Source organism: Enterococcus sp. DIV0187 (assembly GCF_051713785.1).
Classification (GTDB): Bacteria; Bacillota; Bacilli; order Lactobacillales; family Enterococcaceae; genus Enterococcus_A; species Enterococcus_A avium.
This window is the reverse complement of sequence record NZ_JBIOQO010000001.1, coordinates 822,988-845,935: the sequence shown is the minus strand read 5'-3', so window position 1 is coordinate 845,935 and position 22,948 is coordinate 822,988. Positions and strand designations below refer to the sequence as shown.

Here is a 22,948-nt window from a genome sequence, read left to right as displayed (position 1 = left end):
AAGGAGGACACGAAAATGTCCATGTTTTTAGATCAAGTAACGATCGATGTCAAAGCCGGTAAGGGCGGAGATGGGATGGTCGCCTTTCGTCGTGAAAAATATGTGCCAGATGGTGGGCCAGCTGGAGGTGACGGCGGACGTGGCGGCGATGTCATCTTAGTAGTGGATGAAGGATTGCGTACACTGATGGACTTTCGTTACAATCGTCATTTTAGAGCTACTCCAGGCGAAAATGGCATGAGCAAAGGAATGCATGGTCGTGGGGCTGAAGATACTTACGTCAGCGTTCCACCAGGCACAACTGTTCGTGATGCTGATACGGGAGCTTTAATTGGTGATTTAATCGAAAATGGCCAAGAACTGATTGTTGCTCATGGCGGACGCGGCGGCCGTGGCAACACACGTTTTGCTTCACCGAGAAATCCTGCGCCTGAGCTTGCTGAAAATGGTGAGCCCGGACAAGAACGCAACATTGAATTAGAATTGAAGGTCCTAGCTGATGTTGGTTTAGTCGGTTTTCCATCAGTTGGAAAGTCAACTATCCTGTCAGTGATTTCGTCTGCACGTCCGAAAATTGGCGCGTATCATTTCACTACGTTAGTACCTAATTTAGGTATGGTAACAACCAGTGATGGTCGCAGTTTTGCTGCTGCCGACTTACCCGGCTTGATCGAGGGTGCCTCGCAAGGCGTTGGCTTAGGAACTCAATTTCTGCGACACATTGAGCGCACACGGGTTATTTTGCACGTGATTGATATGAGCGGAATGGAAGGGCGCGAGCCATACGAAGACTATCAAGCAATTAATAAAGAGTTAGGTTCACATAATTTGCGTTTGTTAGAGCGTCCACAAATTATCGTTGCTAATAAAATGGATATGCCAAACGCTGAAGAAAACTTGAAGAAGTTTAAAGATGCTTTGAAGAAGGATAAGAAAGATGAATTTGCTGATGATATTCCTGTTTTTGCAATCTCAGCAATTACAAAGCAGGGATTAGATAATTTGCTAAATGCGACGGCGGATCTATTAGAAGTGACACCAGAATTCTTGTTGTATGACGAAGAAGTAGAAGAGGATACTGTAAACTACGGCTTCCAATCGAATGAACCAGAATTTACCATTACACGTGAACCTGATGCAACTTGGGTACTTAGTGGAGAAAAATTGGAAAAACTCTTTAAGATGACGAACTTTGATCATGATGAGACAGTAATGCGCTTTGCTCGTCAACTTCGATCAATGGGAGTCGACGAAGCTTTAAGAGCTCGCGGAGCCAAAGATGGTGATCTTGTTCGCATCGACAAATTTGAATTTGAATTTGTAGACTAAAAATAAAATCGTAACTAATTTTAAGCTGTACCGCAATTTATTTTGCGGTATTTTTTTGTATGATAAAAGCAAAAAGAAAGTGCTTTTAATTGTAAATAAGTATGACTTTTCTAGAAGAACAAAGAAAATCGATGTCAAAGATATTGCCATTTATTAATTTATCTTTAAGAGAAATTATTGATTGAAGAATTTTGAATTGTTTAAAAAACAATGAGAGAACAAATCTATAGAAAATGCGTGTTATTTTTAATGTTAATAATCGATATTTTTTTGTGGTTTTAAAAACGAATTAATATTAAATATTCTTATCCAGCTAAATCAGTTATGAAATATTAGTTGAAAAATAAATGTGTAAAGTAAAATGATTAAATCGTATTTTTTCAGCATTAGGAACAATATGGGAGATATAAAAGAATTTATTTTGTTAATTAGAATCAATTGGAATGACAGCTGTTATTTGTTCTAAATTTTTATGAACGATCGAAAAAAGTGTTGTTTAAAAATGATAATTGAATTATTTTATCTAGGAAAAGTTTTTTTAACCCAAAATTTTTATCAATAATTCTAATTGTGATTACTGAATTATAAGCTTTTGGGTAGCGCCGAAGCCTCAGCCGGTGTAAACTAACCTTGTAACAAGTAATAATTATATTGTTAATTAATAAAACTTTCCTAGCCAACTGTTCGGAAACTTATTTTTAATAATAAAAAAGGGGAATAATGTGATGCAAGTATTAATTTTAACGCACAATATCTTAGTGGAGAGACCTTTAGTTGAAAAGCTACAACGCTTAAATATTGAAGTTTTAAGCTCAGCAAAATTATTAACCATGCTTCAAACAAAACAAGTACCATTAGAAGTAATGAGCTTTTTTGATGTTCTAATCGTTAGCGAAACGATTTCCGATCAAGAATTAACAATTATTCTTGAGGAGGTCGGCGAGAAATTCACGATCATTAGAGAGACTGATCGGATGCCTCAAAAAGAAGAAAAAGCAGATTGGGAGTCAAAAGGTGTCGATGAATGGTTACTTGAAGATGAAACACTTAGCGGGTTAAGAGAGAAGCTTGCTGAGAAAACATTGAAAGAATCTGTTTATTCAATTGGATTTGGTATGCGCGGAAAACAAGAGGAAGATGAACATGAAAAACGTCCGATTCCTTTATGGAATTTAACACGATCAGAACGTGAGATGTTAAGTACATTGATTTCGACTAAAGATGCACCGATCAGCCGAAATGATTTGGCAGTCAAAATCTGGGGTGACAGCGATTCAGCTAGTCACATGACACGTTTATCAACGATTATCAAACATTTAAGAAACAAGCTAAAAATTGACGGTGTTGAATATGACGTGATTCGCACAAATTGGGGCGAAGGGTATCAGCTGTCTAAAGTCTTTTTTGATCACTATATTGTTGATGACCGAATTATGGAAGAAATAAAAACTGGAAATTAATTTTTATTAAGGCTGTAGACAAATTCCTTTTTCAGGTATTTGACTATGGTCTTTTTTAATCGCTTTATCTAGTTTACATAACTAAATTATGATCATTTAAACTCATTCTATTTTCCAAAAAATTCATTTCTTGCTACACTAAGATTAAAAGAATAAGGGAGCGAAAAATAATGGAAAAACGTGTAATAATTATGAACTTCGATGTAGAATCAAAAGCTTATGAAGCCTTTTCAAAGGCAAAGCGTCTTCACATGAACAAATCTTTTAAGGGTGAGCAAATGGCGGTCGTCCATCATTCGAACGACGGAGAGCACAAATTTGAGATTGAAGACTTTTTGGATTTTACTGGTAGCAATAAAAGTTCAACTGGTGGCTTAATCGGTATGATGGTCGGTATTCTTGGTGGTCCGGTGGGGATTTTATTAGGCTGGTTTACTGGTGGCATGATTGGTGCGACACAGGATGCTAAGGAAGTTCGAGATGCTACTGGAGTTTTTGAATTTTTAGTCGATAAGATCGGTGAAGGTGATACTGCACTACTTTTGATTGCTGAAGAAGAGGACAATCGTCCATTAAACCAGTTAATCATGATGGAATTAGGGGGCGAAATCACTCGTCTTGATTATGATGAAGTAGAAAATGAAGTGAAAAAGGCACAAGAAATGGCTAAAAAATCAAATGAATCTGAAGAAGCAGAAAATGATAAAAATTCACAAGAGTAAGCTAAAGCAGAGAAAGATTTCCTTTATTAGATTGCACTAAGTAGGACTTTCTTCTAAAATAAGATTAATTTGATAGAAAGTCAGGGAAATTATGGAATTAGAATTTTTAGGAACAGGTGCGGGTGTACCTGCGAAACATCGGAATGTCAGCGGTTTGGCTTTGAAATTGTTGGATGAACGTAATGCAATCTGGCTATTTGATTGCGGCGAAGGAACCCAAATGCAGATTTTACGAACAAATATTAAACCACGCAAAATTGAGAAAATATTTATTTCTCATTTGCATGGTGATCATATCTTTGGTTTGCCTGGTTTATTAAGCAGTCGTTCCTTTCAAGGCGGTGAAGAACCCATCATAATTTATGGTCCAGCCGGACTAGAAAACTATGTGCGAACATCTTTGCAGGTTACGAAAACTCGTTTGGCTTATCCTTTACAGTTTGTTGAACTGAGTGAAGGTATCATTTTTAAGGACAAGCAATTTACGGTTGAATGTATGTTACTGGATCATGGGATTGACAGTTATGGCTTCCGTGTGAAGGAGGCAGATCATGAAGGCATGCTTCTTGTAGAAAAATTGGTTGCACTAGGTATTCCTGCTGGTCCAATATACGGAAAGTTGAAGCAAGGTCAAAAGGTAACTCTTTCAGACGGACGGGAAATCAACGGACAAGACTTTGTGGGAGAGAGCAAAAAGGGAAGGATCGTAACAATTTTTGGTGATACACGATTCACGAGTAAATCAAGTGAATTTGCTAAAGATAGCGATGTGATCGTCCATGAAAGTACTTTTAATAAAAATGAAGCAAAACTTGCGCGAGCTTACTTTCATTCTACAACTCATCAAGCGGCAACTATTGCCAAAGAAGCGAAAGCAAAAAAACTGATGTTGACACATATTTCTGCAAGATACCTTGCCAAAGAAGCGAAGGAATTGGAAGAAGAGGCTCGCGATATCTTTCCAAATACACAAATTGCCAAGGATTTCGATATCATTGATATTCCATTTTCATAAAAACACGCAATATATTTTACACAGAGAGAAGGAAACTAAATGGATTTAACCGATAAAGTAGTTGTGGTAACTGGAGGTTCTGCTGGATTAGGTGAACAAGTTTGTTATGAAGCAGCTAAACGCGGAGCAATTGTTGTCACTTGTGCTCGCCGGATTAATTTGATCGGACAGGTTAGAGAACGCTGCACTGAATTGAGCGGCAAAGACGCCTATGCTTTTCAACTAGACATTGCTGATCCAGATAGCGTGGAGGCAGTGATCGAAAAAATCGCCGCTGAAGTTGGTGATGTGGATGTTTTGGTGAACAATGCAGGATTTGGTTTGTTTGACAATTTTGTCGATTTTGACCTAGATGTAGCAAAAAATATGTTTGAAGTCAACGTTTTAGGGATTATGTATTTTACACAAAAAATTGCTATTTCAATGGTTAATAATAAGTCTGGGCATATTTTTAACGTGGCATCTATGGCAGCGAAAATGGCAACGCCAAAATCAACAGTTTATTCGGCAACAAAATTCGCGGTACTGGGTTTTTCTAATGCTTTACGGCTAGAGCTTCGGCCTGCAAATGTTTATGTTACGACTATTAATCCGGGACCAATTGCTACAGAATTCTTCGACAAGGCTGATCCAAGCGGCAGTTACTTGGAAAACTTAGGGGGGATCGTTTTAGATCCGCATAAACTAGCCAAAACGATCGTAAATAAAATGGGGAAACCCACCCGCGAGATCAATCGCCCATTTATCATGGAAGGGGCTAGTATTTTTTACGGCTTATTCCCTCATATTGGAGATTTTTTAGCGGGCGGTCTGTTTAATAGGAAGTAGGAAAGCAAAATGAAAAAGCAATGGAAAGTTTTTTTAGGATTCATTTTAGTTTTAGTGATTGTGATCTTCGCACTTTCCAATAGCCAAGAAGTTCCAGTCAATTTCTTGATCAAAAAAATTTATCTTTCTCTAGTTTTAGTGATTATCGGCTCAGCCTTGATAGGGGCATTGGTTGTTTTATTAACCTCAGGAGCTACTTTCTTTCAACAGCGAAAAGAAATCAAGCAGTTGAAAGAGTCGATTCAAAGCTACGAAGCGAATAATGAACAAAAACTAGCGGAAGAAAAAGCGGCTTTTCAACGTGAGCAAGAAAATGAAATGGCAGTGCTGAAAGCTAACTACGAAAGTCTTTTAAAGGAAAAAGATGATGCGTTAGCTGCAATGCAAAGTTCGCAGTCCGAAAAGAAGGAAACTCATCCGATTGATTATTACGATTAAGAGAAGAAGACCTTAGTTAGAAAAAAACTAAGGTCTTCTTCTCTTTCTTGTCTGTTTCTTTTTTGCTATACTAATACGGTTGGGAAGTGATAGAGTGAAAAAAGCAAACTTCGATTGGCAAATTAGAAGCACGAGTCCGATTGATTCTACCTTTAAAGAAGAAATGGTGAGTCAGGGATATAGCGAAACATTTGCAGAACTTTTATGGAATCGAAATATACATACAACAGATGATTTTTCGCAGTTAATAAAAGCAAATATTGATGATTTGCATGATCCATTTCTGATGCACGACATGGACAAAGCGGTAGAACGAATTCAAAACGCTATCATGGAAGGACAACGGATTTTGATTTACGGCGACTATGATGCAGATGGAATTACGAGCACTTCGATCATGTTAGAAACATTGGAGATGATCGGAGCTGATGTTCACTATGTGTTGCCGAATCGATTTATTCATGGTTACGGACCTAATAAAGAGCTTTTTGCCGAGAAAATAAATGAAGGAATTCAATTAATTATTACAGTTGATAATGGCGTTGCAGGTAACGAGGCCATTGATTTCGCAAATTCACAGGGTGTTGATGTGATTATTACAGACCACCATGAGATGCCGCCAGTTTTACCGGATGCCTATTGTATTGTCCATCCGCGACATCCAGATGGGCATTATCCATTTGGAGAGTTGGCCGGTGCAGGCGTTGCCTTTAAATTAGCGACTGCTTTATTAGAAGAGGTACCGTTAGAGATGTTAGATCTAGTCACGATTGGAACAGTTGCAGATTTAGTTTCAATGACTGGAGAGAATCGAAATCTTGTAAAACTAGGTTTGCAGGCCATTAAGCAAACACAGCGTTTGGGATTATTAGAATTACTGAAGATCAGCAGTGTTGATTTGCAAAAGGTGGACGAAACAAGTATTGGTTTCAGTGTTGGACCAAGATTGAATGCCATTGGACGCTTAGGTGATCCTAATCCTGCTGTCGAGTTAATGACAACGTTTGATGAAGAGGTCGCACATCAGTTAGCTGAAAAATTAAACCAGATCAACGATGAGCGAAAGCAAATCGTGCAGGATATAACTTCCGAAGCAACTGCGCTAGTGAATCCAGAGGATGCTGTTCATTTGATTGCAGCAGAAGGGTGGAATCCTGGTGTTTTAGGAATCGTAGCAGGAAATATTTTAAAGCAGACGGGACACCCGACAATCATTTTATCTATTGATGAGAATGGCGTTGCAAAGGGTTCTGGTCGAAGTATCGAAGCTTTAGATTTATTTGGTATGCTAAATACGATGCGTTCTGAATTTACTCATTTTGGAGGACACGCTGCAGCCATAGGATTGACTATGCCAGCAGAGAATATCCCTGTTCTTCGAAAAATGATGAATGACTATATTTCTGCTGAGCAGATCGATTTAAGCAAAGGCACTTCCTTATTAATTGATGAAGTTTTACCTTTATCTGCAATTAATCTGAAATTTGTTGAAGAATTAAAACAGTTAGCGCCTTTTGGAACGGATAATCCAGCACCGCATTTTTTAATCGAAGGAAATATCAATCTATTCAAGCGTATCGGCAGCGATCAGCAACATATTAAATTCTCAGTAAAAAATGAAGATAGTCAAATAGATGCGATTGGCTTTGGTTTTGGTGACGAGAGCGAAGAAATTCAACAGCCAGATACTAGATTTGTTGGTGACTTAGAAATCAATGAATGGAACGGACAGAAAAAAGTCCAATTTCGTTTGGTCGATTTTGCTTCTGATGGCTTACAGGTAATTGATCGCCGGGCGAAATATACCTGGGATCAAAATATCGAGGGCGATCGAATTCTTTATTTAGCTTTTCAAACGAAAAGTCAGAAATATTTTACAAAAGAGTTGCAAAAAACAGTAACTTTATACGATCCGACAATTACCTGGTCAGACTATGATCAGTTAGTCGTACTTGATTGTCCTGATCAAAAAGATTTATTGAAAGAAATTGCAAACGAAGGAAGCTTTACGCGAATTTATTTATATCTGTATAGTCCTGACGAGGCTTATTTGAATGGATTGCCTAAGCGCGATCAATTTGCAAAGCTTTATCAATTTTTCCGAAAACAACCGAGAGTAGACATTCGTTTCAAGCTGAAAGTTGTGTCGAATTACTTAAGAATCCCGGAAAAGTTATTAGTATTCATGATTCACGTGTTTTCTGAGCTAAAATTTGTTACAATAGACGACGGCGTTTTACAAATGGTAGAAGCTCCACAAAATCGAGCTTTTGAAGAAAGTGAGATTTATCAAAAACGCATAGCTCGAATTGATAGTGAAGAATTTTTATTAATGAATGATATTCAAACAATTAGAAATTGGCTGAAAGGCTAGGAGGAAATACCGAGATGAATTTGAAAGACTATATTGCTAGTATCCCAGATTATCCAAAAGAAGGGATTGTTTTCCGTGATATTTCACCACTTATGGCAGATGGTGAAGCCTATCGGGAAGCAACAAAACAGATTGTTAATTACGCGAAAGAAAAACAAATTGATATGGTTGTTGGACCGGAAGCTCGAGGCTTTATCGTAGGATGTCCAGTGGCATTTGAACTAGGATTAGGTTTTGCACCTGTTCGAAAACCTGGCAAATTGCCTCGTGAAGTAATTGAGGTAGAATATGAAAAAGAATACGGAATGGACACGTTAACGATTCATAGCGATGCAATCCAACCTGGTCAGCGCGTATTAATTACTGATGACCTGTTAGCAACTGGCGGAACAATCAAGGCAACGATCGAACTAGTTGAAAAGCTGGGTGGCATTGTAGTTGGTTGTGCTTTCTTAATTGAATTAGAAGAATTACATGGTCGCGATAAAATTCAAGGGTATGATATCTTAACTTTGATGGACTATTAGAAAAATTTGAGTTGAAGAATTTCTTCAACTCTTTTTTGTGTTCACTTTCAAATGTAACGCAAAAAAAGCTACCAGATGAGAATCTAGCAGCTTGTAAAATAATTTATGCGGACTTGTGATACTGATGATCGTAAGTCACGTAGTAGAAATCTTCGGCTGGTTCCTTATAGTATTGTTCTTCTTCGAACTCTTCTTCATCGTAGTGACGTTCAGCATAGTGCTGTGCATACTTACGTTCATCCCACAACATGAACCAGACAAGAAACAAACCAGAGAAAATAACAACCGTAGCTAAAGAACCTAACTTACCGATCAATAATCCTAGCAACAATACAGCGATAATCAAACCAAATCTTCTTACTGCTTTCATCAATAATCACTCCTATATATAAATACGCGAACGTGTGTTTGTATATCTATTATACGAATGTTTGTTCGTTTTGTAAAGAAAAAAATAATCGGAATGCAATTCCGATTAATAAATATGGTTACGGTACAATCCGACAACTTTTCCAAGAATAGAAACATTATCGTAAATCAATGGTGCTAACTCATCATTTTCAGGTTGTAAACGAATGTGATCAGCTTCTCGATAAAATCTCTTACAGGTTGCTTCATTCTCATCCGTCATAGCGATCACAATCTCACCATTAGTCGCTGTTGATTGTTTTCTGACAATGACGTGATCGCCGTCATAAATTCCAGCGTTGATCATACTTTCTCCGCGAATCGTCAGCATAAACAAGCTGCCTTCTTCGCTTGATAGATCTGGGGGAACTGGAAAGAAGTCTGAAGCTTCTTCTACTGCTAAAATAGGTTCACCAGCGGTAACGACCCCTAACATAGGTATGACTTGCGGAGCCACCCCGATTTTTTCTAATCCAGTAATGGTTAATTCAATTGCTCTTGGTTTTGTTGGGTCGCGTTGGATCCATCCTTTTTTTTCTAATCTGGATAAATGACCATGAACTGTAGAAGTAGATGAAAGATTCACAGCCTCTCCTATTTCTCTAACAGTGGGTGGATAACCTTTATCTTCAACGCGTTCATGAATGAAACGTAAAACTTCTAATTGTTTTGTTTCCGTTCTTTTTGCCAATGCCCGCACCTTCTTTCGTTTTTTTTAGTGTAGCATAGTTATTCCAACAAATCAAACAAGCGTTCGTATTTCTTGGTACTTTCAACTTATTTTTTTTTATGTATAATTAGAAGGGGAAAAGAGGTGCTCAAGATGATTAACGATGAAACTATCGCACGCATTAATGAACTAGCTAAAAAAAAGAAGACAGTCGGCTTAACGGACGCTGAAGCTCATGAGCAGAAGGTCTTAAGAGAAGAATACATTGCTTCGTTTCGTAGCGGAATGCGGCATCACATCGAAGGAATGAAAGTCGTCGATCCAAAAGGAAATGATGTCACGCCAGAGAAGTTAAAAAAGATTCAGAAAGAAAAGGGTCTGCACAATAGAAAATAAATCTTTTACTGGTTAAGTGATTGAAATGTTAAAATAAATCGGTTACAATGAATCTGTAATTAAAGTATTTATGACCAAAAAGGAGGAACTAATTTGTTCGACAAAATCGATCAACTAGGTGTAAACACAATCAGAACGTTAAGTATTGAAGCAATTCAAAAGGCAAACTCAGGACATCCAGGTTTACCAATGGGTGCGGCTCCAATGGCTTATGCTTTATGGACGAAGCATTTGAATGTCAATCCAGCAACTTCATTAAACTGGCCTAACCGCGACCGCTTTATTTTATCAGCAGGTCATGGTTCAGCAATGTTATATAGCTTGTTGCACTTAGCAGGCTACCAAGTGACGATTGACGATTTGAAAAACTTTCGTCAATGGGAAAGCAAGACACCAGGACATCCTGAATATCAGCATACAGATGGTGTTGAAGCGACTTCAGGTCCTCTAGGTCAAGGTATTTCAACTTCTGTTGGTATGGCGATGGCTGAAGCACATTTAGCAGCCACTTATAATCGCGATAGCTTCAATGTAATGGATCATTATACTTATGCACTATGTGGCGATGGGGATTTGATGGAAGGAGTTTCCGCTGAAGCTAGCTCTATGGCCGGGCACATGAAACTGGGTAAACTAATCGTTTTATATGATTCAAATGATATCTCTTTAGATGGACCAACATCGAAAGCTTTCACTGAAAATGTCGGTGCACGTTATGAAGCATATGGTTGGCAGCATATTTTAGTTAAGGATGGCAATGATTTAGAGGCCATTTCTAAAGCAATTGATGAAGCGAAAGCTGAAACAGAGAAACCATCATTGATCGAGATTAAAACAGTCATTGGTTTTGGTTCACCAAAAGAGGGCACATCAGCAGTACACGGCGCTCCAATCGGACAAGATGGAATCGATGCTGCGAAAGCTGTTTACGGTTGGGAATATCCTGATTTCACCGTGCCTGAAGAAGTGGCGAAACGGTTCAAGGAAGAAATCAACGATAAAGGTGCTAAAACAGAAGCAAAATGGGATGCGATGTTCGCAAACTACGAAAAAGCACATCCTGAATTAGCAAAACAATTCAAGGCGGCCTTTGCCGGCGAACTTCCTGCAAACTGGGAAGAAGCTTTACCAGTTTATGAAGAAGGTACAGCACAAGCAAGCCGTGTATCAAGCAAAGATGCGATTCAAGCAATCGCCAAAGCTGTTCCTAATGTATGGGGCGGTTCAGCTGATTTATCTGGTTCAAACAATACAACTATCGCTGATGAAAAAGAATTCCAACCTGGTTCTTATGAAGGCCGTAACATTTGGTTTGGTGTGCGTGAATTTGCGATGGCTAGCGCCATGAATGGAATTCATTTACATGGCGGAACACGCGTATATGGAGGAACATTCTTTGTATTTACAGATTACTTACGTCCAGCAGTTCGGATGTCAGCGATTCAGAACTTACCTGTCATTTACGTATTGACACATGATTCAGTAGCTGTTGGTGAGGATGGTCCAACTCATGAACCAATCGAACAATTAGCTAGTGTTCGCTGCATGCCGAATGTCCAAGTGATTCGTCCAGCAGACGGCAATGAAACTTCTGCTGCCTGGATTCAAGCATTAGAAACAACTGACAAACCAACAATCTTAGTCTTAAGCCGTCAAAACTTGCCAGTCTTACCAAATAGTAAAGAAATGGCTAAAGAAGGCGTTTCTAAAGGTGGTTATGTGATTTCTAAAGCTGAGTCAGATACACCAGAAGGTATCCTAATCGCAACTGGTTCTGAAGTGAACTTAGCTGTTCAAGCACAAAAAGAATTGAAAGCTCAAGGAAAAGATGTTTCTGTTGTTTCTCTCCCAAGCTTTGATCTATTCGAAGCTCAAGATGAAGCATACAAAGAATCTGTTTTACCAAAAGCAGTGACAAAACGTGTAGCGATCGAAGCAGCGTCTCCGTTTGGCTGGGAACGTTACATTGGGTCAGAAGGTAAGATGATTGGTATTGATCACTTCGGCGCTTCTGCACCTGGCGATTTTGTGTTAGAACAATTCGGGTTCACTGTTGATAATGTAGTAAATACTTTCAACGAATTATAATAATCAGATTAATTGAACTGAGGAGAATTTTTTCTTCTCAGTTTTTTAACGATTTAATATTAAAAAGCTTCAATTACATAATCGGGAAAGTTTACATAATATTTTTATCGAATAAATCTCTAAACGCGTTTACAAAATTTCCTACATCAAAAGAAAAGTGTGTGTTTGTGAGCAAAATAATTTAGACAGAATATAAAATCTGTTATACTGTCCTTGTGCAAAAGATTGCAAACAAATAAAGAATCAACGAAAGTGGGATGACAATGAAAGTAGTAGTAGTAGGATGTACACATGCCGGTACCGCGGCTGTTAAAAATATTTTAACAAATCACCCAGATGCAGAGGTGACAGTCTTTGAACGGAACGATAACGTTTCTTTCTTATCTTGTGGAATCGCTTTATACGTGGGTGGAGTTGTCAAAGATCCAGCAGGTTTATTTTATTCTAACCCTGAGGAGCTTGCCTCTTTAGGTGCAAAAGTGAACATGGAACACGATGTAACAAACATTGATACAGATGCAAAAAAAGTAACAGCAAAAGATTTAAAAACCAATGAAGAAAAAATCGTTGATTATGATAAATTAGTCGTGACAACAGGTTCTTGGCCGATTATTCCGCCAATTAAAGGAATCGATTCTGAGAATATTCTTTTATGTAAAAACTATAATCAAGCAAATGTCATCATTGAGCAAGCTAAAGATGCGAAAAAAGTTGTTGTTGTCGGCGGCGGTTACATTGGAATCGAATTAGTTGAAGCATTTGCTGAATCTGGTAAAGAGGTAACATTGATTGATGGATTGTCGCGAATCTTGAATAAATACTTGGATGAACCTTTTACAAGTCGTTTAGAAAAAGAACTGGTTGATCGTGGTGTTACACTAGCTCTAGGAGAAAATGTTGAAGAATTTGTGGCTGACGAAACGGGTACTGTTGAAAAAGTCGTGACAGCAAGTAAAGAATTCGAGGCTGACATGGTAATCTTATGTGTAGGCTTCCGTCCGAATACAGAATTGCTTAAAGGAAAAGTTGATATGTTGCCAAGTGGTGCAATCAAGGTGAACGAATACATGCAATCAAGCGATCCAGATATTTTCTCAGCTGGTGATTCAACAGTTGTTCACTATAATCCAACAGGTCAAGATCAATATATTCCACTAGCAACCAATGCTGTACGTCAGGGAATGTTAGTTGGTCAAAATTTAGTGGAACAAAAAATGAAGTATCGCGGAACACAAGGAACATCAGGACTTTATTTATTTGGCTGGACAATCGGTTCAACTGGATTGACAAAAGAAAGTGCTGCCTTAAATGGAATTGATGCGAACGTCACAGTGATCGAGGACAATTATCGTCCAGAGTTTATGCCGACAACGGAAAAAGTCTTAATGGAAATCGTCTCAGAAAAAGGTACCAATAAGATTTTGGGTGCTCAATTCCTATCAAAGTATGATATCACTCAATCAGCCAACACCTTATCAGTAGCGATCCAAAATGGAATGACGTTGGAAGATTTAGCTTTACAAGATTTCTTCTTCCAGCCTCATTTTGACCGTCCGTGGAATTACTTGAATATCTTAGCGCAAGCGGCGTTAGCTGAAGCAGAATAGAGCCAAAAACAGGAAGGGAGACCTTCCTGTTTTTTTGCTTATAAAGAACTATTCGCTAGTATTGGACTTCCTCTTTTTTTAGTGTAAACTAAAAAAGTGAACGGAGGATTTCTAATGATTTCATTGAAAGAATATTTGTCAGGCGGAGAGACGACAATCTCCAATCTGCTTTTGCAAAATTATACTAAACTTGGGCTAACCACTAGTGAGTTTATGCTATGGTTACAACTTTATGCCTCTCACCAAGCTGGCGAAGATTTCCCTGATCTGACCATAATTGCTCAAAATATGGGAAGTACGACCGAAAAAATCTATGCGGCTTTGAATACGCTTGTTGAAAAGGAGTTTGTCTCCCTTGAGACTGCATTAGATGAACAAGGAAGACAAAGCGATCATTATAATTTACTCCCAGCATTTGAAAAATTGGATGTACTGAAGGAACAACAACGCTTTGAAGCGGAAGAAGAAAATGACTTGGCAGCACAAAAGAAAATGCTGCGCTCCTTTGAGCAGGAATTCGGCCGCCCCTTATCACCAATTGAATACCAAAAAATTGGTTACTGGTTAAATGATGACCATTATTCACCATCACTGATCGAATTGGCATTACAAGAAGCCGTCTTGAATCAAGCCTATAATTTCAAATATATTGAGACGGTCTTGCAAAGCTGGGAAAAGAAAAACATTCGATCTAAAGCTCAGGTAGAAGAAGAACAACGACGAAGAAAACAAATTCTACTGCAAAAAGACGAAGAACAAAAGCAATCTGAAGAATTGCCGAAAGTCTCTTTATACAATTGGTTAGAAAGGAAAGATCCCGATGCTTAGCAAAGAGAAAACGATGGAAGCCTTATCGCGAATGTACGACATGTTTCCAGACGCAGTTGGAGAGCTCCATTCTGATTCTCCCTTCCAATTATTGATTGCAGTCATTCTAAGTGCTCAGGCAACAGATGTTTCGGTGAATAAGGCAACACCTGCACTTTTTAAGGCTTATCCTACACCAGAGGCATTAGCTCAAGCGCCGATAGAAGATATTATTGAAAAAATCAAAATGATTGGTTTGTATCGTAATAAGGCGAAGAATATCAAAGCTTGTGCACAGATGCTGCTAGATAATTACGATGGCGTGGTACCAAATTCTCGAGAGGAGTTAATTAAATTACCAGGAGTTGGGCGAAAGACAGCGAACGTGGTTCTTGGTGATGCTTTCGGTGTACCTGCAATTGCGGTTGATACTCATGTTGAACGAGTGACCAAACGTTTAAGGATTTGCAAATTGAACGCTTCTGTAACTGAAGTCGAAGCGACTTTGATGCGTAAAATACCGAAAGATTTATGGGTCAAAAGCCATCATACCTTAATTTTCTTTGGGCGCTATCATTGTACCGCTCGATCCCCAAAATGTGAAATTTGCCCTTTATTAGATATGTGCCAAGAAGGAAAAGACAGACTAAAAGCCGCTCGAAAATAGATCGAGCGGCTCTTTTTGATTAATTATTGTTGTTCATTTTGCACAGCTGGGGTCTGAGCAGGCGGCTGACTACTAGAGGATGGCTGAGATGGTTGCGGATCGGCAGATGAAGCTGGCGTCGGACTTGAACTGGCAGGTGGCACACTGCTGCTGGCCGGCGGAGTCACTGTCGATGATTCAGAGAAACTTGATTCCGATGTTATACTGCTGCTGGAACTCGTGGTTTCGCTGAAAGTGCTATTGCTGTAATAAGAACTTTGATAGGAATAGCTAGGCGCTGGAACTGATGAAGCGCCTTTAACGTAAAGCTCATTTCCGATTCTAAGAACATCATTTGGCATAACCCAATCTTCATTTGAGACATTTTGCGATACATAACTCATCATTTCACGATAAACATCCTGTGCGATATTTTCAGATTGTGAAGTTATTGGTGTCAGTCGCTTATCATAGCCTGCCCAAATTGATAAAGAGTAATGGGGAGTATACCCAGTAAACATTACATCTGGCGAAATTGATCCATAATGTGGAATCTTTGCTAATTCATCATCCGTGTAGTTAGACGTTCCAGTTTTGCCAGCTTGGAAAAGGTTAGGAATCTGTGCATAGGTTCCGGTACCCTTTGTAATTACATCTTTTAGCATATCCGTAATCATATAAGCTGTGTAAGGTTCCATTGCTTTTTTTCCTTTGTTTTCAAAGGTTTGTTCAGAACCATCTTGATATTTAATTTTATTGATATAGAGTGGTTCATTATAGGTTCCACCATTCGCAAAGGCTGCATAAGCTGCTGCCATTTTTTCTGTGGAAATGCCATATTTCGTTCCATCTTGTGTCTCAGTGTTACTTGAGATTGCATTCGCTTGTTGTATTTCTTTGTATTGAATGCCCAAGTTTTTCAAGAATTTCGATACATTTTCTGGTCCTACTTCATTGAAAAGCTTCACAGCTGGGACATTTCGAGAATTATACAGAGCCTGACGCAACGTAATATTTCCTTGATAACTATTGTCCCAGTTCTTAACTGCTGTCTTCGTTCCTTCATAATAATAAGGTTGATCGACGATTCGTTCCCCAGTAGATTTTTGCTTATATTCTATAGCTGGACCATAATCGGTTATTGGTTTAACCGTTGAACCAAAATCACGGTTTGTACTTACTGCACGATTCAATCCTAAGTAGACGTCATCAGCGATATTTCGACCGCCAATCTGAGCAGTCACTTTACCAGTCTCACTATCTATTAGGGTAGCAGCTATTTGTAAATCCTCATCAGGATATTGGACATATTCATCCCCATTTACAATCGAATAAAGATGATTCTGTGCGTCAGTATCCAAATTCGTATAGATATCTAATCCGTCAGTATAAACATTTTTGCCCGTTTTGTCTTCAACTTGGGCAATCACTTCTTTGACGTAGTTGTCGGCAACTTTACGTTCCTGATTATCTGTTTCTAAAGGTAACAAGCCTTGATCAATCGGTTCATTGATCGCCGCGTCATAATCCTTTTGAGAGATTTTCTTATTATTAAGCATAGTATAGAGCACTGTATCACGACGCTCTTTTGCAGCATCTGGATGTTTATAGGGATCATAAGAATTAGGTGCTTGTGGCATACCCGCCAATAATGCCGTTTGTGCGATAGTCAGGTGCTGTAATTCTTTACCGAAATATGTTTCAGCAGCTGTCTCCATCCCATACAAGCCATTTGCCATATAAACCTTATTGATATAATAGGTCAATATTTCTTGTTTCGAGTGTTTTTTCTCTAGCTGGATAGCCAACCAAGCTTCCTGTGCTTTACGTCGCAACGTTTTATCGGCTTCTTCAGTAGTTGTTGAAAAGAAGGAAAGCTTAACCAGTTGTTGGGTTAAGGTACTACCACCTTGAAGACCACCTTTGTTGGTTAGATTATGCAAGGCCGATCCGGCGATTCGGACAGGATCCACACCGTTGTGCTTGAAAAAACGACGATCTTCGACGGAAACAATCGCATCATCTAATTCTTGCGGAATTTTATTTGCGCTGACTTTTTCTCGCTTTTCGGCGCCAAGATCTTCAAAAATATTACCATCACTGTCAAAAAGCTTAGAAGAGACCGTTGCTTCTAATTTTTTTTCACTTAAAGCAGGTGCATCTTTTACATAGTAGAAAAAGATGCCGATACCAGTGAGTAATGCGACGCAAAGCAGCCCAACGATTGCGATCGCAATTTTCAGCCCAATATGACGATTCTTTTTATTTTTTTGTTTAGGTTCCTTTCCTTGAGAGGTCCGCTTTTTTTTCTGCGAACGTGAGGGATTAGCCATTTGATTAACTCCTTTTTTCAAGATATTGTTCCACCGCTGTTAAATAAGGGATTCTTGGAGCAATTTGCGGTGTGATCTCGATACCAACTGTTTCTATGTGTTCTAGCGGTATTGATTTTTTGCCATTTTCTTGACTCTGCCAATAGTTTACCAGTTCTTCAGCAGAAAGAAAAAAGCAACGATTCAAGCTTGAAAACCAAAGTAGAACAAAACAAATCGCCCTTTGCTTCAGACATTGCTGCATATGAGTGATCTGATGCTGATGAAAATTCTTTAGCGGGAAAGAGCGTTTGTTTTTTGTTTCCTTTGCTTCAAAATCTAAATAGTATCCTTGATAAACGCCATTATAATCAGTTGTGGAAGGTTGTCTGAAATAGGCTTCCTTAATAACTGCGGCACTCCGTTTTGGATAATCGACCTTAACAATCTGAAGTGGCGTTGGCTTTTTATGGACAACTGCCTTATCATGGGTTAAGTAGTATTCATTGCTTTGATTGATTGCTTCTTCAAAGCGCATACCGCGATTAGCAAACGTTGTTTCTTTTTGTAATGAGCGTTCTCGTGGATTCTTTTGTGAAAAGAGCTGACCATTGGGGTAGTGAAAGGCCATATTTCATCACACTCCTGTTTGCTATTATAGCAAATTTTTTTGAAAGATATTTTATTTTTAAGTGAAAGTAAGGAAAATGCAATGAATGAAACAATACAGCGAATATACGTAACAGGATATCAGAGCTATGAGCTAGGAATCTTCAGTGAACAGGACCCTCGCGTGCAAGTCATTAAGAATGTTTTAAAAAAAGAATTGACGGCTTTGATCGAAAATGGTCTTCAGTGGGTAATGATCAGCGGTAGTCTTGGTACAGAGATTTGGACAGGGCAGGTAGTCAATGAATTGAAGCAAGATTATCCTGAAATAAAATTAGCGATTATTTTTCCATTTGAAGCGTTTGGAAATAACTGGAAAGAACATAATCAATTACTTTTGAGCGAGCTTGTACAAACAGCGGATTACGTGGATTCGGTCAGTCATCAACCCTATCAGAATCCTCAACAATTTAAAAATCATGTAAATTTTTTACTGCAGCACACTGAGGCAGCATTGTTAGTATATGATAATGAGTATCCTGGTAAAAGCAAATTCTTTTTAGCTGATGTAGAAAAATTTCAAGAACAAAATCCCTACGATTTGCTTACAATTACGATGGATGATTTAGAAAATTCCTCAGACTTCGGGGATAGTGTTTGATTTCCTTAAGTTTATCAGCTAGAATATATAGGAAAGTAAATTAAGATAAGAGCTAATGAGGTGGAAAAATGGCGAATGTAATCTATACTCCTAATGATATTTTGGAGCAAGAATTTAAAACAAAAATGCGTGGTTATGATCCAATTGAGGTCGACGAATTTTTGGACAATGTAATTAAAGATTATGAAGCTTATAACAAAGAATTATTAACACTAAGAGAAGAAAATGATCGCTTGAAAGCAAAAGTTGAACAACTATCCAAAGCTCAGCCAGCTCCTTCACGTGTGAAAGAAGCAGCGCCTAAAAGTTCAGCTGTTACAAACTTTGATATCTTGAAGCGTTTATCCAATCTTGAAAGAGAAGTGTTTGGCAAAAAGCTTGATCAACAGGCATCAAACCAAACAGCTCCTTCTGATTTTGGTCAAAGCTATACTCAAGATGAGAGCGATATTGAGAAAACTCGTCAATTTTAAATTTGAATGATGCAATTTTTGGGTGATCGCGGTTTGCACTAAGCAGGCTGAGGAAAGTCCATGCTCGCACAGACTGAGATGTCTGTAGTGTTCGTGCTTAGCGAAACCATAAGCTAAGGTACTTCTTTTGAAGTAACGGCAGAAAAAAAGGCTAAGGAGTAATCTATGCCTGAGTATTCTTGAAAGTGCCACAGTGACGAAGCATTTTGAGAAATCAAAATGGTGGAACGCGGTAAACCCCTCGAGCGAGCAACCCAAACTATGGTAGGGGCGCTTTTTCTAAGGAAATGAACGATGAAAGAGACGGCATTTATGTCGGAGATAGATGATTGCCACGATGATCACACTTCCCTGAGTTGATCGTCGTACAAAACATGGCTTACAGAAAATTGCAGCAATTCAGGGTGTGCCTTCCAACTTTGCGTTGTGAAGGTCTTTTTTTGCCAGTTTTTCTTCCTGCTTTAGCAGGTTAGAAAAATGGTATGCGAAGTGAAAATAAAACTCATTTTTCTGGTCTTTAGAAAAATGAATACATTAAAATGAAATAGCTGCGAGTTCCACTTCACGCTTACCGCAATTAGTGAAACCATATGCGAAACGAGAATAAAACCTATTTTTTTTAGTTTTTGAAAAAAATTGATACGATTGATACGTTAGTTTAAAAGGTTAATTCGTCGTACATCGGAAAAAATTATTACTACTATTATATAAAGGAGCAATTATGGAGAAAGAGTATAATTTAATTGCCACTGCCGCTGCGGGTATCGAAGCGTTAGTAGGCAAAGAGTTACGTAATTTAGGCATCGATTGCCAAGTCGAAAATGGACGGGCACGGTTTAAAGGAAATTTAGAAACGATCGCTACCGCAAATTTATGGCTGCGAACTGCTGATCGCGTGAAAATCATTGTCGGGGAGTTTGACGCGTTTACGTTTGATGAATTATTTGAAAAGGTTAAGGCGATTGCTTGGGAGGGTTATCTGCCAATGGATGCTGAATTCCCAGTGGCAGGACGTTCGATCAAATCAAAATTGTACAGTGTCCCTGATTGCCAATCAATCACGAAAAAGGCAATCGTTGAACGTCTACGAGAAGTCTACCATCGTCCAGCGCGAGTGCCTCTACCAGAAACGGGTGCACTATTTCAGCTAGAGGTTGCTTTACTAAAGGATCATGTCGTATTAACTTTAGATACAACTGGGCCAAGCTTATTTAAACGTGGCTATCGATTAGAAAAAGGTGGCGCTCCATTAAAAGAAAATATGGCGGCGGCATTAGTAATGTTGACAAATTGGCGAAAGGATCGTCCTTTTTATGATCCAGTTTGCGGATCAGGGACTTTATGTATTGAAGCTGCGTTGATAGGTCACAACATTGCGCCTGGATTCAATCGTGATTTTGCCTGTGAAGCCTGGGATTGGTTTGATGCCGCTGTCTTTGATAAAGTTCGTTCTGCAGCGGATGAAGCAGCGGATTATGATATCGAGTTAGATATTGCTGGTTCAGACATCAATGGTCGGATGATTGAGATTGCTCAAGCAAATGCTGAAGAAATCGGATTAGGTGATTCGATTCAATTTAAACAGCAGGCGGTTAAAGATTTTAAAACGGAAAAGGATTACGGTGTGATTGTTGCAAATCCGCCATACGGAGAACGTTTAGGCGAAGAAGAACAGGTTCGCGTATTGTATCGTGAAATGGGAGAGGTTTTCCGCCCATTGAAAACCTGGAGTAAATACATTTTGACCAGTGATTTAGCATTTGAGGAATTTTACGGGGCTAAAGCAACAAAGAAAAGGAAATTGTATAATGGCGCTATAAGAACGGATCTGTTTCAATATTGGGGTGAACGCCCTCCAAGAAAGCCGCGTAACGATGCCGAATAAAATAGAAGCAATTCGCAAGTATGCCAAAGAGAAACTTGGTGCTGATCGCAGTGGACATGATTTTTATCATGTCCAGCGCGTAGCTAAAATCGCTAAAAATTTAGCTGAACAAGAAGGCGTCACAGATACGTTGATGATTGAAACCGCTAGTTATTTACATGATGTGATTGACGATAAGGTCGTTGAAGATGTGACAAGGGCGCAAGAAGATCTTAAAAGGTTTTTAAAAGAACTTAGTTTTTCTGTCGAAGAAATACAGGAAATTTTTAAAATCATTGAAAACATTTCCTTTTCTAAAGAAATAGAAAACGGAAAAGCTGAACTAACTTTAGTTGGACAGATCGTGCAAGACGCGGACCGGATTGATGCACTTGGCGCAATAGGCATTTTACGAACTGCTTATTATGGCGGCCATACGCAAAGTCCATTATATGATCCTAACACTGCACCGCAAGAGTTTAAAAGCAAACAAGAATATCGCAAAAAAAGTACAGTAATCAATCATTTTTATGAAAAATTGTTTAAGCTGCCTGCTACAATGAACACGCAAGCTGGAAAAAAAGAAGCACAAAAGCGCATGCATTTTATGGAAGAATTTTTAAAAAGATTTTACGCTGAGTGGGATTTATCATAAATGAGAGATGAAAATAGTAAATTAAAAATAAAAATATCCTTTAGTTGAGACGTTTTATTTCCAGTGAACTTCTTTTTCTCCTATAATGTTCCTTGGTTAGGAGGAACTCTAAATGCTACATCGTGAAATATTGAGTCCCGAAGAAGTTTTAGAAAGAATGCCCAACTTATCTGAGGGATTATTCGCTATTCGTTGCAAACTTACAAATAAGACCTATCAAATTATTTTATATAAATATCAAGAGGATTATTTTTTAATAGAAAATCCAGCACTGATTAGTGTCTTGCTGAAAAAGGATCAAAGCTTTTTTGGAACACCAGAGCAACTTTTAAATGAAATTGAGCGGTCATTTGAGGAAAATCATTATCAGCCTGCATCAAAAGAGTGGGTCAACATAGATTTGAATACCTTGAAACGTTTAACTAATGTGAAAATTAAATTTTTTGATTTGGAAGAATAACAGGATAAGCCTGTTATTCTTTTTTTCTAAACTGACGAAATAGGTAATAAACATTAATAATAGTGAGAATCGCACCTAGTACAAAAGGAACTATCAGGCGCCCTTGACTGTAACCAAAGTTCTTTTGAAAACTTTCTGAAGACGTCAAAGCAACAACCGTTTGACTGTAGTTATACACCTGATAGCTAAAAGTCGTTAAAAAAACTGAGATCAAAGTTAACGCAAAGCGACGGTAATCACTATTTTTCATTTTTTTGACAAAAAAGAAAATTATATAAACGACCATCAAAGCCGCTGGAACACCAAAAGCAAAAAGCGGGTTAAGCATTTTTTTACCTCCTTAAAAATCTGATATAATTTTTATTTTGTGTTCATTTTACCACAATTTAGAAAAAATCCCTGATGATTAGAAATTGAAGGAATAAGGATTTTTCGACAATATTCTTTTTTTAGTTAACAGGTTTTCAAATTACTAAATTGCTACTATCAGATTTGTCATCAGCGGTAAAAATGGTAACTACTATAAAATAGAGACTTTTCCTTCGCATTTAGAAAGAAGATATTTTAAACTGAGCTATATGAGGCTGTTGCTCTTATTG

General features: G+C 38.3%; 23 protein-coding genes and 1 other RNA gene. 19 read left to right on the top strand and 5 right to left on the bottom strand.

Annotation, left to right across the window (positions count from 1 at the left end; genetic code table 11):
- Positions 1 to 15: 15 nt before the first annotated feature.
- From obgE to IGI52_RS04075, 8 genes are all read left to right on the top strand, one after another.
- Positions 16 to 1,329, top strand: a complete 1,314-nt coding sequence (gene obgE, locus IGI52_RS04110; protein ID WP_016180163.1) for a GTPase ObgE — start codon at positions 16 to 18, stop codon at positions 1,327 to 1,329.
- Positions 1,330 to 2,054: 725 nt separating this feature from the next.
- Positions 2,055 to 2,789, top strand: coding sequence for a winged helix-turn-helix domain-containing protein (locus IGI52_RS04105; protein ID WP_016180164.1), 735 nt, complete (start codon positions 2,055 to 2,057; stop codon positions 2,787 to 2,789).
- A 170-nt stretch (positions 2,790 to 2,959) separates the two neighbouring features.
- A complete protein-coding gene (locus IGI52_RS04100) occupies positions 2,960 to 3,511 on the top strand; it encodes a DUF456 domain-containing protein (protein WP_176675743.1) in 552 nt (183 codons plus the stop codon).
- Positions 3,512 to 3,602: 91 nt separating this feature from the next.
- The gene (rnz, locus tag IGI52_RS04095; RefSeq protein WP_016180166.1) at positions 3,603 to 4,526 is read left to right on the top strand and encodes a ribonuclease Z; all 924 of its coding nucleotides are present in this window, start codon (positions 3,603 to 3,605) and stop codon (positions 4,524 to 4,526) included.
- A 39-nt stretch (positions 4,527 to 4,565) separates the two neighbouring features.
- Positions 4,566 to 5,354 carry an SDR family NAD(P)-dependent oxidoreductase gene (locus IGI52_RS04090; RefSeq protein WP_176675742.1) on the top strand — a complete coding sequence of 263 codons (789 nt, stop codon included), beginning with the start codon at positions 4,566 to 4,568 and terminating at the stop codon, positions 5,352 to 5,354.
- Between the two features lie 9 nt (positions 5,355 to 5,363).
- On the top strand, positions 5,364 to 5,792 hold the full coding sequence (locus IGI52_RS04085; RefSeq protein WP_016180168.1) for a LapA family protein: 429 nt from the start codon (positions 5,364 to 5,366) through the stop codon (positions 5,790 to 5,792).
- 94 nt (positions 5,793 to 5,886) lie between these two features.
- On the top strand, positions 5,887 to 8,166 hold the full coding sequence (gene recJ / locus IGI52_RS04080) for a single-stranded-DNA-specific exonuclease RecJ (protein WP_176675741.1): 2,280 nt from the start codon (positions 5,887 to 5,889) through the stop codon (positions 8,164 to 8,166).
- Positions 8,167 to 8,180: 14 nt separating this feature from the next.
- Positions 8,181 to 8,693 carry an adenine phosphoribosyltransferase gene (locus tag IGI52_RS04075; protein ID WP_016180170.1) on the top strand — a complete coding sequence of 171 codons (513 nt, stop codon included), beginning with the start codon at positions 8,181 to 8,183 and terminating at the stop codon, positions 8,691 to 8,693.
- 103 nt (positions 8,694 to 8,796) lie between these two features.
- Here the strand turns inward: IGI52_RS04075 and IGI52_RS04070 are convergent, their stop codons facing one another.
- Complete coding sequence (locus IGI52_RS04070; protein ID WP_016180171.1) at positions 8,797 to 9,063, bottom strand: hypothetical protein; 267 nt, start codon at positions 9,061 to 9,063, stop codon at positions 8,797 to 8,799.
- A gap of 105 nt (positions 9,064 to 9,168) precedes the next feature.
- Positions 9,169 to 9,792, bottom strand: a complete 624-nt coding sequence (lexA, locus tag IGI52_RS04065; RefSeq protein WP_016180172.1) for a transcriptional repressor LexA — start codon at positions 9,790 to 9,792, stop codon at positions 9,169 to 9,171.
- A 132-nt stretch (positions 9,793 to 9,924) separates the two neighbouring features.
- Here lexA and IGI52_RS04060 point away from each other — a divergent pair, with 132 nt between their 5' ends.
- From IGI52_RS04060 to nth, 5 genes are all read left to right on the top strand, one after another.
- Complete coding sequence (locus IGI52_RS04060; protein WP_016180173.1) at positions 9,925 to 10,167, top strand: DUF896 family protein; 243 nt, start codon at positions 9,925 to 9,927, stop codon at positions 10,165 to 10,167.
- Positions 10,168 to 10,260: 93 nt separating this feature from the next.
- Positions 10,261 to 12,255 carry a transketolase gene (gene tkt, locus IGI52_RS04055; protein ID WP_176675740.1) on the top strand — a complete coding sequence of 665 codons (1,995 nt, stop codon included), beginning with the start codon at positions 10,261 to 10,263 and terminating at the stop codon, positions 12,253 to 12,255.
- A gap of 263 nt (positions 12,256 to 12,518) precedes the next feature.
- On the top strand, positions 12,519 to 13,862 hold the full coding sequence (locus tag IGI52_RS04050) for an NADH oxidase (RefSeq protein ID WP_176675739.1): 1,344 nt from the start codon (positions 12,519 to 12,521) through the stop codon (positions 13,860 to 13,862).
- 114 nt (positions 13,863 to 13,976) lie between these two features.
- A complete protein-coding gene (locus IGI52_RS04045) occupies positions 13,977 to 14,690 on the top strand; it encodes a DnaD domain protein (RefSeq protein ID WP_176675738.1) in 714 nt (237 codons plus the stop codon).
- On the top strand, positions 14,683 to 15,336 hold the full coding sequence (nth, locus tag IGI52_RS04040; protein ID WP_016180177.1) for an endonuclease III: 654 nt from the start codon (positions 14,683 to 14,685) through the stop codon (positions 15,334 to 15,336). The genes IGI52_RS04045 and nth overlap by 8 nt, the downstream gene beginning before the upstream one ends.
- A 23-nt stretch (positions 15,337 to 15,359) precedes the next feature.
- On the opposite strand, the gene IGI52_RS04035 is transcribed toward nth, so the two are convergent.
- Together IGI52_RS04035 and recU are read right to left on the bottom strand one after the other, a co-directional pair.
- Positions 15,360 to 17,648 (bottom strand): PBP1A family penicillin-binding protein, encoded by a 2,289-nt coding sequence (locus IGI52_RS04035; RefSeq protein WP_176674625.1) that lies wholly within the window; start codon positions 17,646 to 17,648, stop codon positions 15,360 to 15,362.
- 4 nt (positions 17,649 to 17,652) lie between these two features.
- Positions 17,653 to 18,258: a Holliday junction resolvase RecU gene (gene recU / locus IGI52_RS04030; protein WP_048720491.1), complete on the bottom strand. Its 606-nt coding sequence runs from the start codon at positions 18,256 to 18,258 to the stop codon at positions 17,653 to 17,655.
- An 81-nt stretch (positions 18,259 to 18,339) separates the two neighbouring features.
- Between recU and IGI52_RS04025 the strand changes: the two genes are divergently transcribed.
- The 6 genes from IGI52_RS04025 (at position 18,340) to IGI52_RS04000 (ending at position 22,349) form a co-directional block, all read left to right on the top strand.
- On the top strand, positions 18,340 to 18,897 hold the full coding sequence (locus IGI52_RS04025; protein WP_049221672.1) for a DUF1273 domain-containing protein: 558 nt from the start codon (positions 18,340 to 18,342) through the stop codon (positions 18,895 to 18,897).
- Positions 18,898 to 18,965: 68 nt separating this feature from the next.
- Positions 18,966 to 19,370 carry a cell division regulator GpsB gene (gpsB, locus tag IGI52_RS04020; RefSeq protein WP_016180181.1) on the top strand — a complete coding sequence of 135 codons (405 nt, stop codon included), beginning with the start codon at positions 18,966 to 18,968 and terminating at the stop codon, positions 19,368 to 19,370.
- A gap of 14 nt (positions 19,371 to 19,384) precedes the next feature.
- An RNA gene (gene rnpB, locus IGI52_RS04015) (RNase P RNA component class B) lies at positions 19,385 to 19,757 on the top strand.
- 334 nt (positions 19,758 to 20,091) lie between these two features.
- Positions 20,092 to 21,255 (top strand): THUMP domain-containing class I SAM-dependent RNA methyltransferase, encoded by a 1,164-nt coding sequence (locus IGI52_RS04010; RefSeq protein WP_438780548.1) that lies wholly within the window; start codon positions 20,092 to 20,094, stop codon positions 21,253 to 21,255.
- Positions 21,245 to 21,889, top strand: a complete 645-nt coding sequence (locus IGI52_RS04005) for an HD domain-containing protein (RefSeq protein ID WP_016180183.1) — start codon at positions 21,245 to 21,247, stop codon at positions 21,887 to 21,889. The genes IGI52_RS04010 and IGI52_RS04005 overlap by 11 nt, the downstream gene beginning before the upstream one ends.
- 112 nt (positions 21,890 to 22,001) lie before the next feature.
- Positions 22,002 to 22,349 carry a hypothetical protein gene (locus tag IGI52_RS04000; protein ID WP_049222008.1) on the top strand — a complete coding sequence of 116 codons (348 nt, stop codon included), beginning with the start codon at positions 22,002 to 22,004 and terminating at the stop codon, positions 22,347 to 22,349.
- Between the two features lie 13 nt (positions 22,350 to 22,362).
- On the opposite strand, the gene IGI52_RS03995 is transcribed toward IGI52_RS04000, so the two are convergent.
- Positions 22,363 to 22,677: a hypothetical protein gene (locus IGI52_RS03995; protein WP_016180185.1), complete on the bottom strand. Its 315-nt coding sequence runs from the start codon at positions 22,675 to 22,677 to the stop codon at positions 22,363 to 22,365.
- Positions 22,678 to 22,948: the final 271 nt, after the last annotated feature.

Bases quoted from the DNA above. Each gene is read 5' to 3' on its own strand.
- obgE (WP_016180163.1), top strand. From the start codon at position 16: ATGTCCATGTTTTTAGATCAAGTAACGATCGATGTCAAAGCCGGTAAG.
- IGI52_RS04105 (WP_016180164.1), top strand. From the start codon at position 2,055: ATGCAAGTATTAATTTTAACGCACAATATCTTAGTGGAGAGACCTTTA.
- IGI52_RS04100 (WP_176675743.1), top strand. From the start codon at position 2,960: ATGGAAAAACGTGTAATAATTATGAACTTCGATGTAGAATCAAAAGCT.
- rnz (WP_016180166.1), top strand. From the start codon at position 3,603: ATGGAATTAGAATTTTTAGGAACAGGTGCGGGTGTACCTGCGAAACAT.
- IGI52_RS04090 (WP_176675742.1), top strand. From the start codon at position 4,566: ATGGATTTAACCGATAAAGTAGTTGTGGTAACTGGAGGTTCTGCTGGA.
- IGI52_RS04085 (WP_016180168.1), top strand. From the start codon at position 5,364: ATGAAAAAGCAATGGAAAGTTTTTTTAGGATTCATTTTAGTTTTAGTG.
- IGI52_RS04075 (WP_016180170.1), top strand. From the start codon at position 8,181: ATGAATTTGAAAGACTATATTGCTAGTATCCCAGATTATCCAAAAGAA.
- IGI52_RS04070 (WP_016180171.1), bottom strand. From the start codon at position 9,063: ATGAAAGCAGTAAGAAGATTTGGTTTGATTATCGCTGTATTGTTGCTA.
- IGI52_RS04060 (WP_016180173.1), top strand. From the start codon at position 9,925: ATGATTAACGATGAAACTATCGCACGCATTAATGAACTAGCTAAAAAA.
- IGI52_RS04050 (WP_176675739.1), top strand. From the start codon at position 12,519: ATGAAAGTAGTAGTAGTAGGATGTACACATGCCGGTACCGCGGCTGTT.
- IGI52_RS04045 (WP_176675738.1), top strand. From the start codon at position 13,977: ATGATTTCATTGAAAGAATATTTGTCAGGCGGAGAGACGACAATCTCC.
- nth (WP_016180177.1), top strand. From the start codon at position 14,683: ATGCTTAGCAAAGAGAAAACGATGGAAGCCTTATCGCGAATGTACGAC.
- IGI52_RS04035 (WP_176674625.1), bottom strand. From the start codon at position 17,648: ATGGCTAATCCCTCACGTTCGCAGAAAAAAAAGCGGACCTCTCAAGGA.
- recU (WP_048720491.1), bottom strand. From the start codon at position 18,258: ATGGCCTTTCACTACCCCAATGGTCAGCTCTTTTCACAAAAGAATCCA.
- IGI52_RS04025 (WP_049221672.1), top strand. From the start codon at position 18,340: ATGAATGAAACAATACAGCGAATATACGTAACAGGATATCAGAGCTAT.
- gpsB (WP_016180181.1), top strand. From the start codon at position 18,966: ATGGCGAATGTAATCTATACTCCTAATGATATTTTGGAGCAAGAATTT.
- IGI52_RS04010 (WP_438780548.1), top strand. From the start codon at position 20,092: ATGGAGAAAGAGTATAATTTAATTGCCACTGCCGCTGCGGGTATCGAA.
- IGI52_RS04005 (WP_016180183.1), top strand. From the start codon at position 21,245: ATGCCGAATAAAATAGAAGCAATTCGCAAGTATGCCAAAGAGAAACTT.
- IGI52_RS04000 (WP_049222008.1), top strand. From the start codon at position 22,002: ATGCTACATCGTGAAATATTGAGTCCCGAAGAAGTTTTAGAAAGAATG.
- IGI52_RS03995 (WP_016180185.1), bottom strand. From the start codon at position 22,677: ATGCTTAACCCGCTTTTTGCTTTTGGTGTTCCAGCGGCTTTGATGGTC.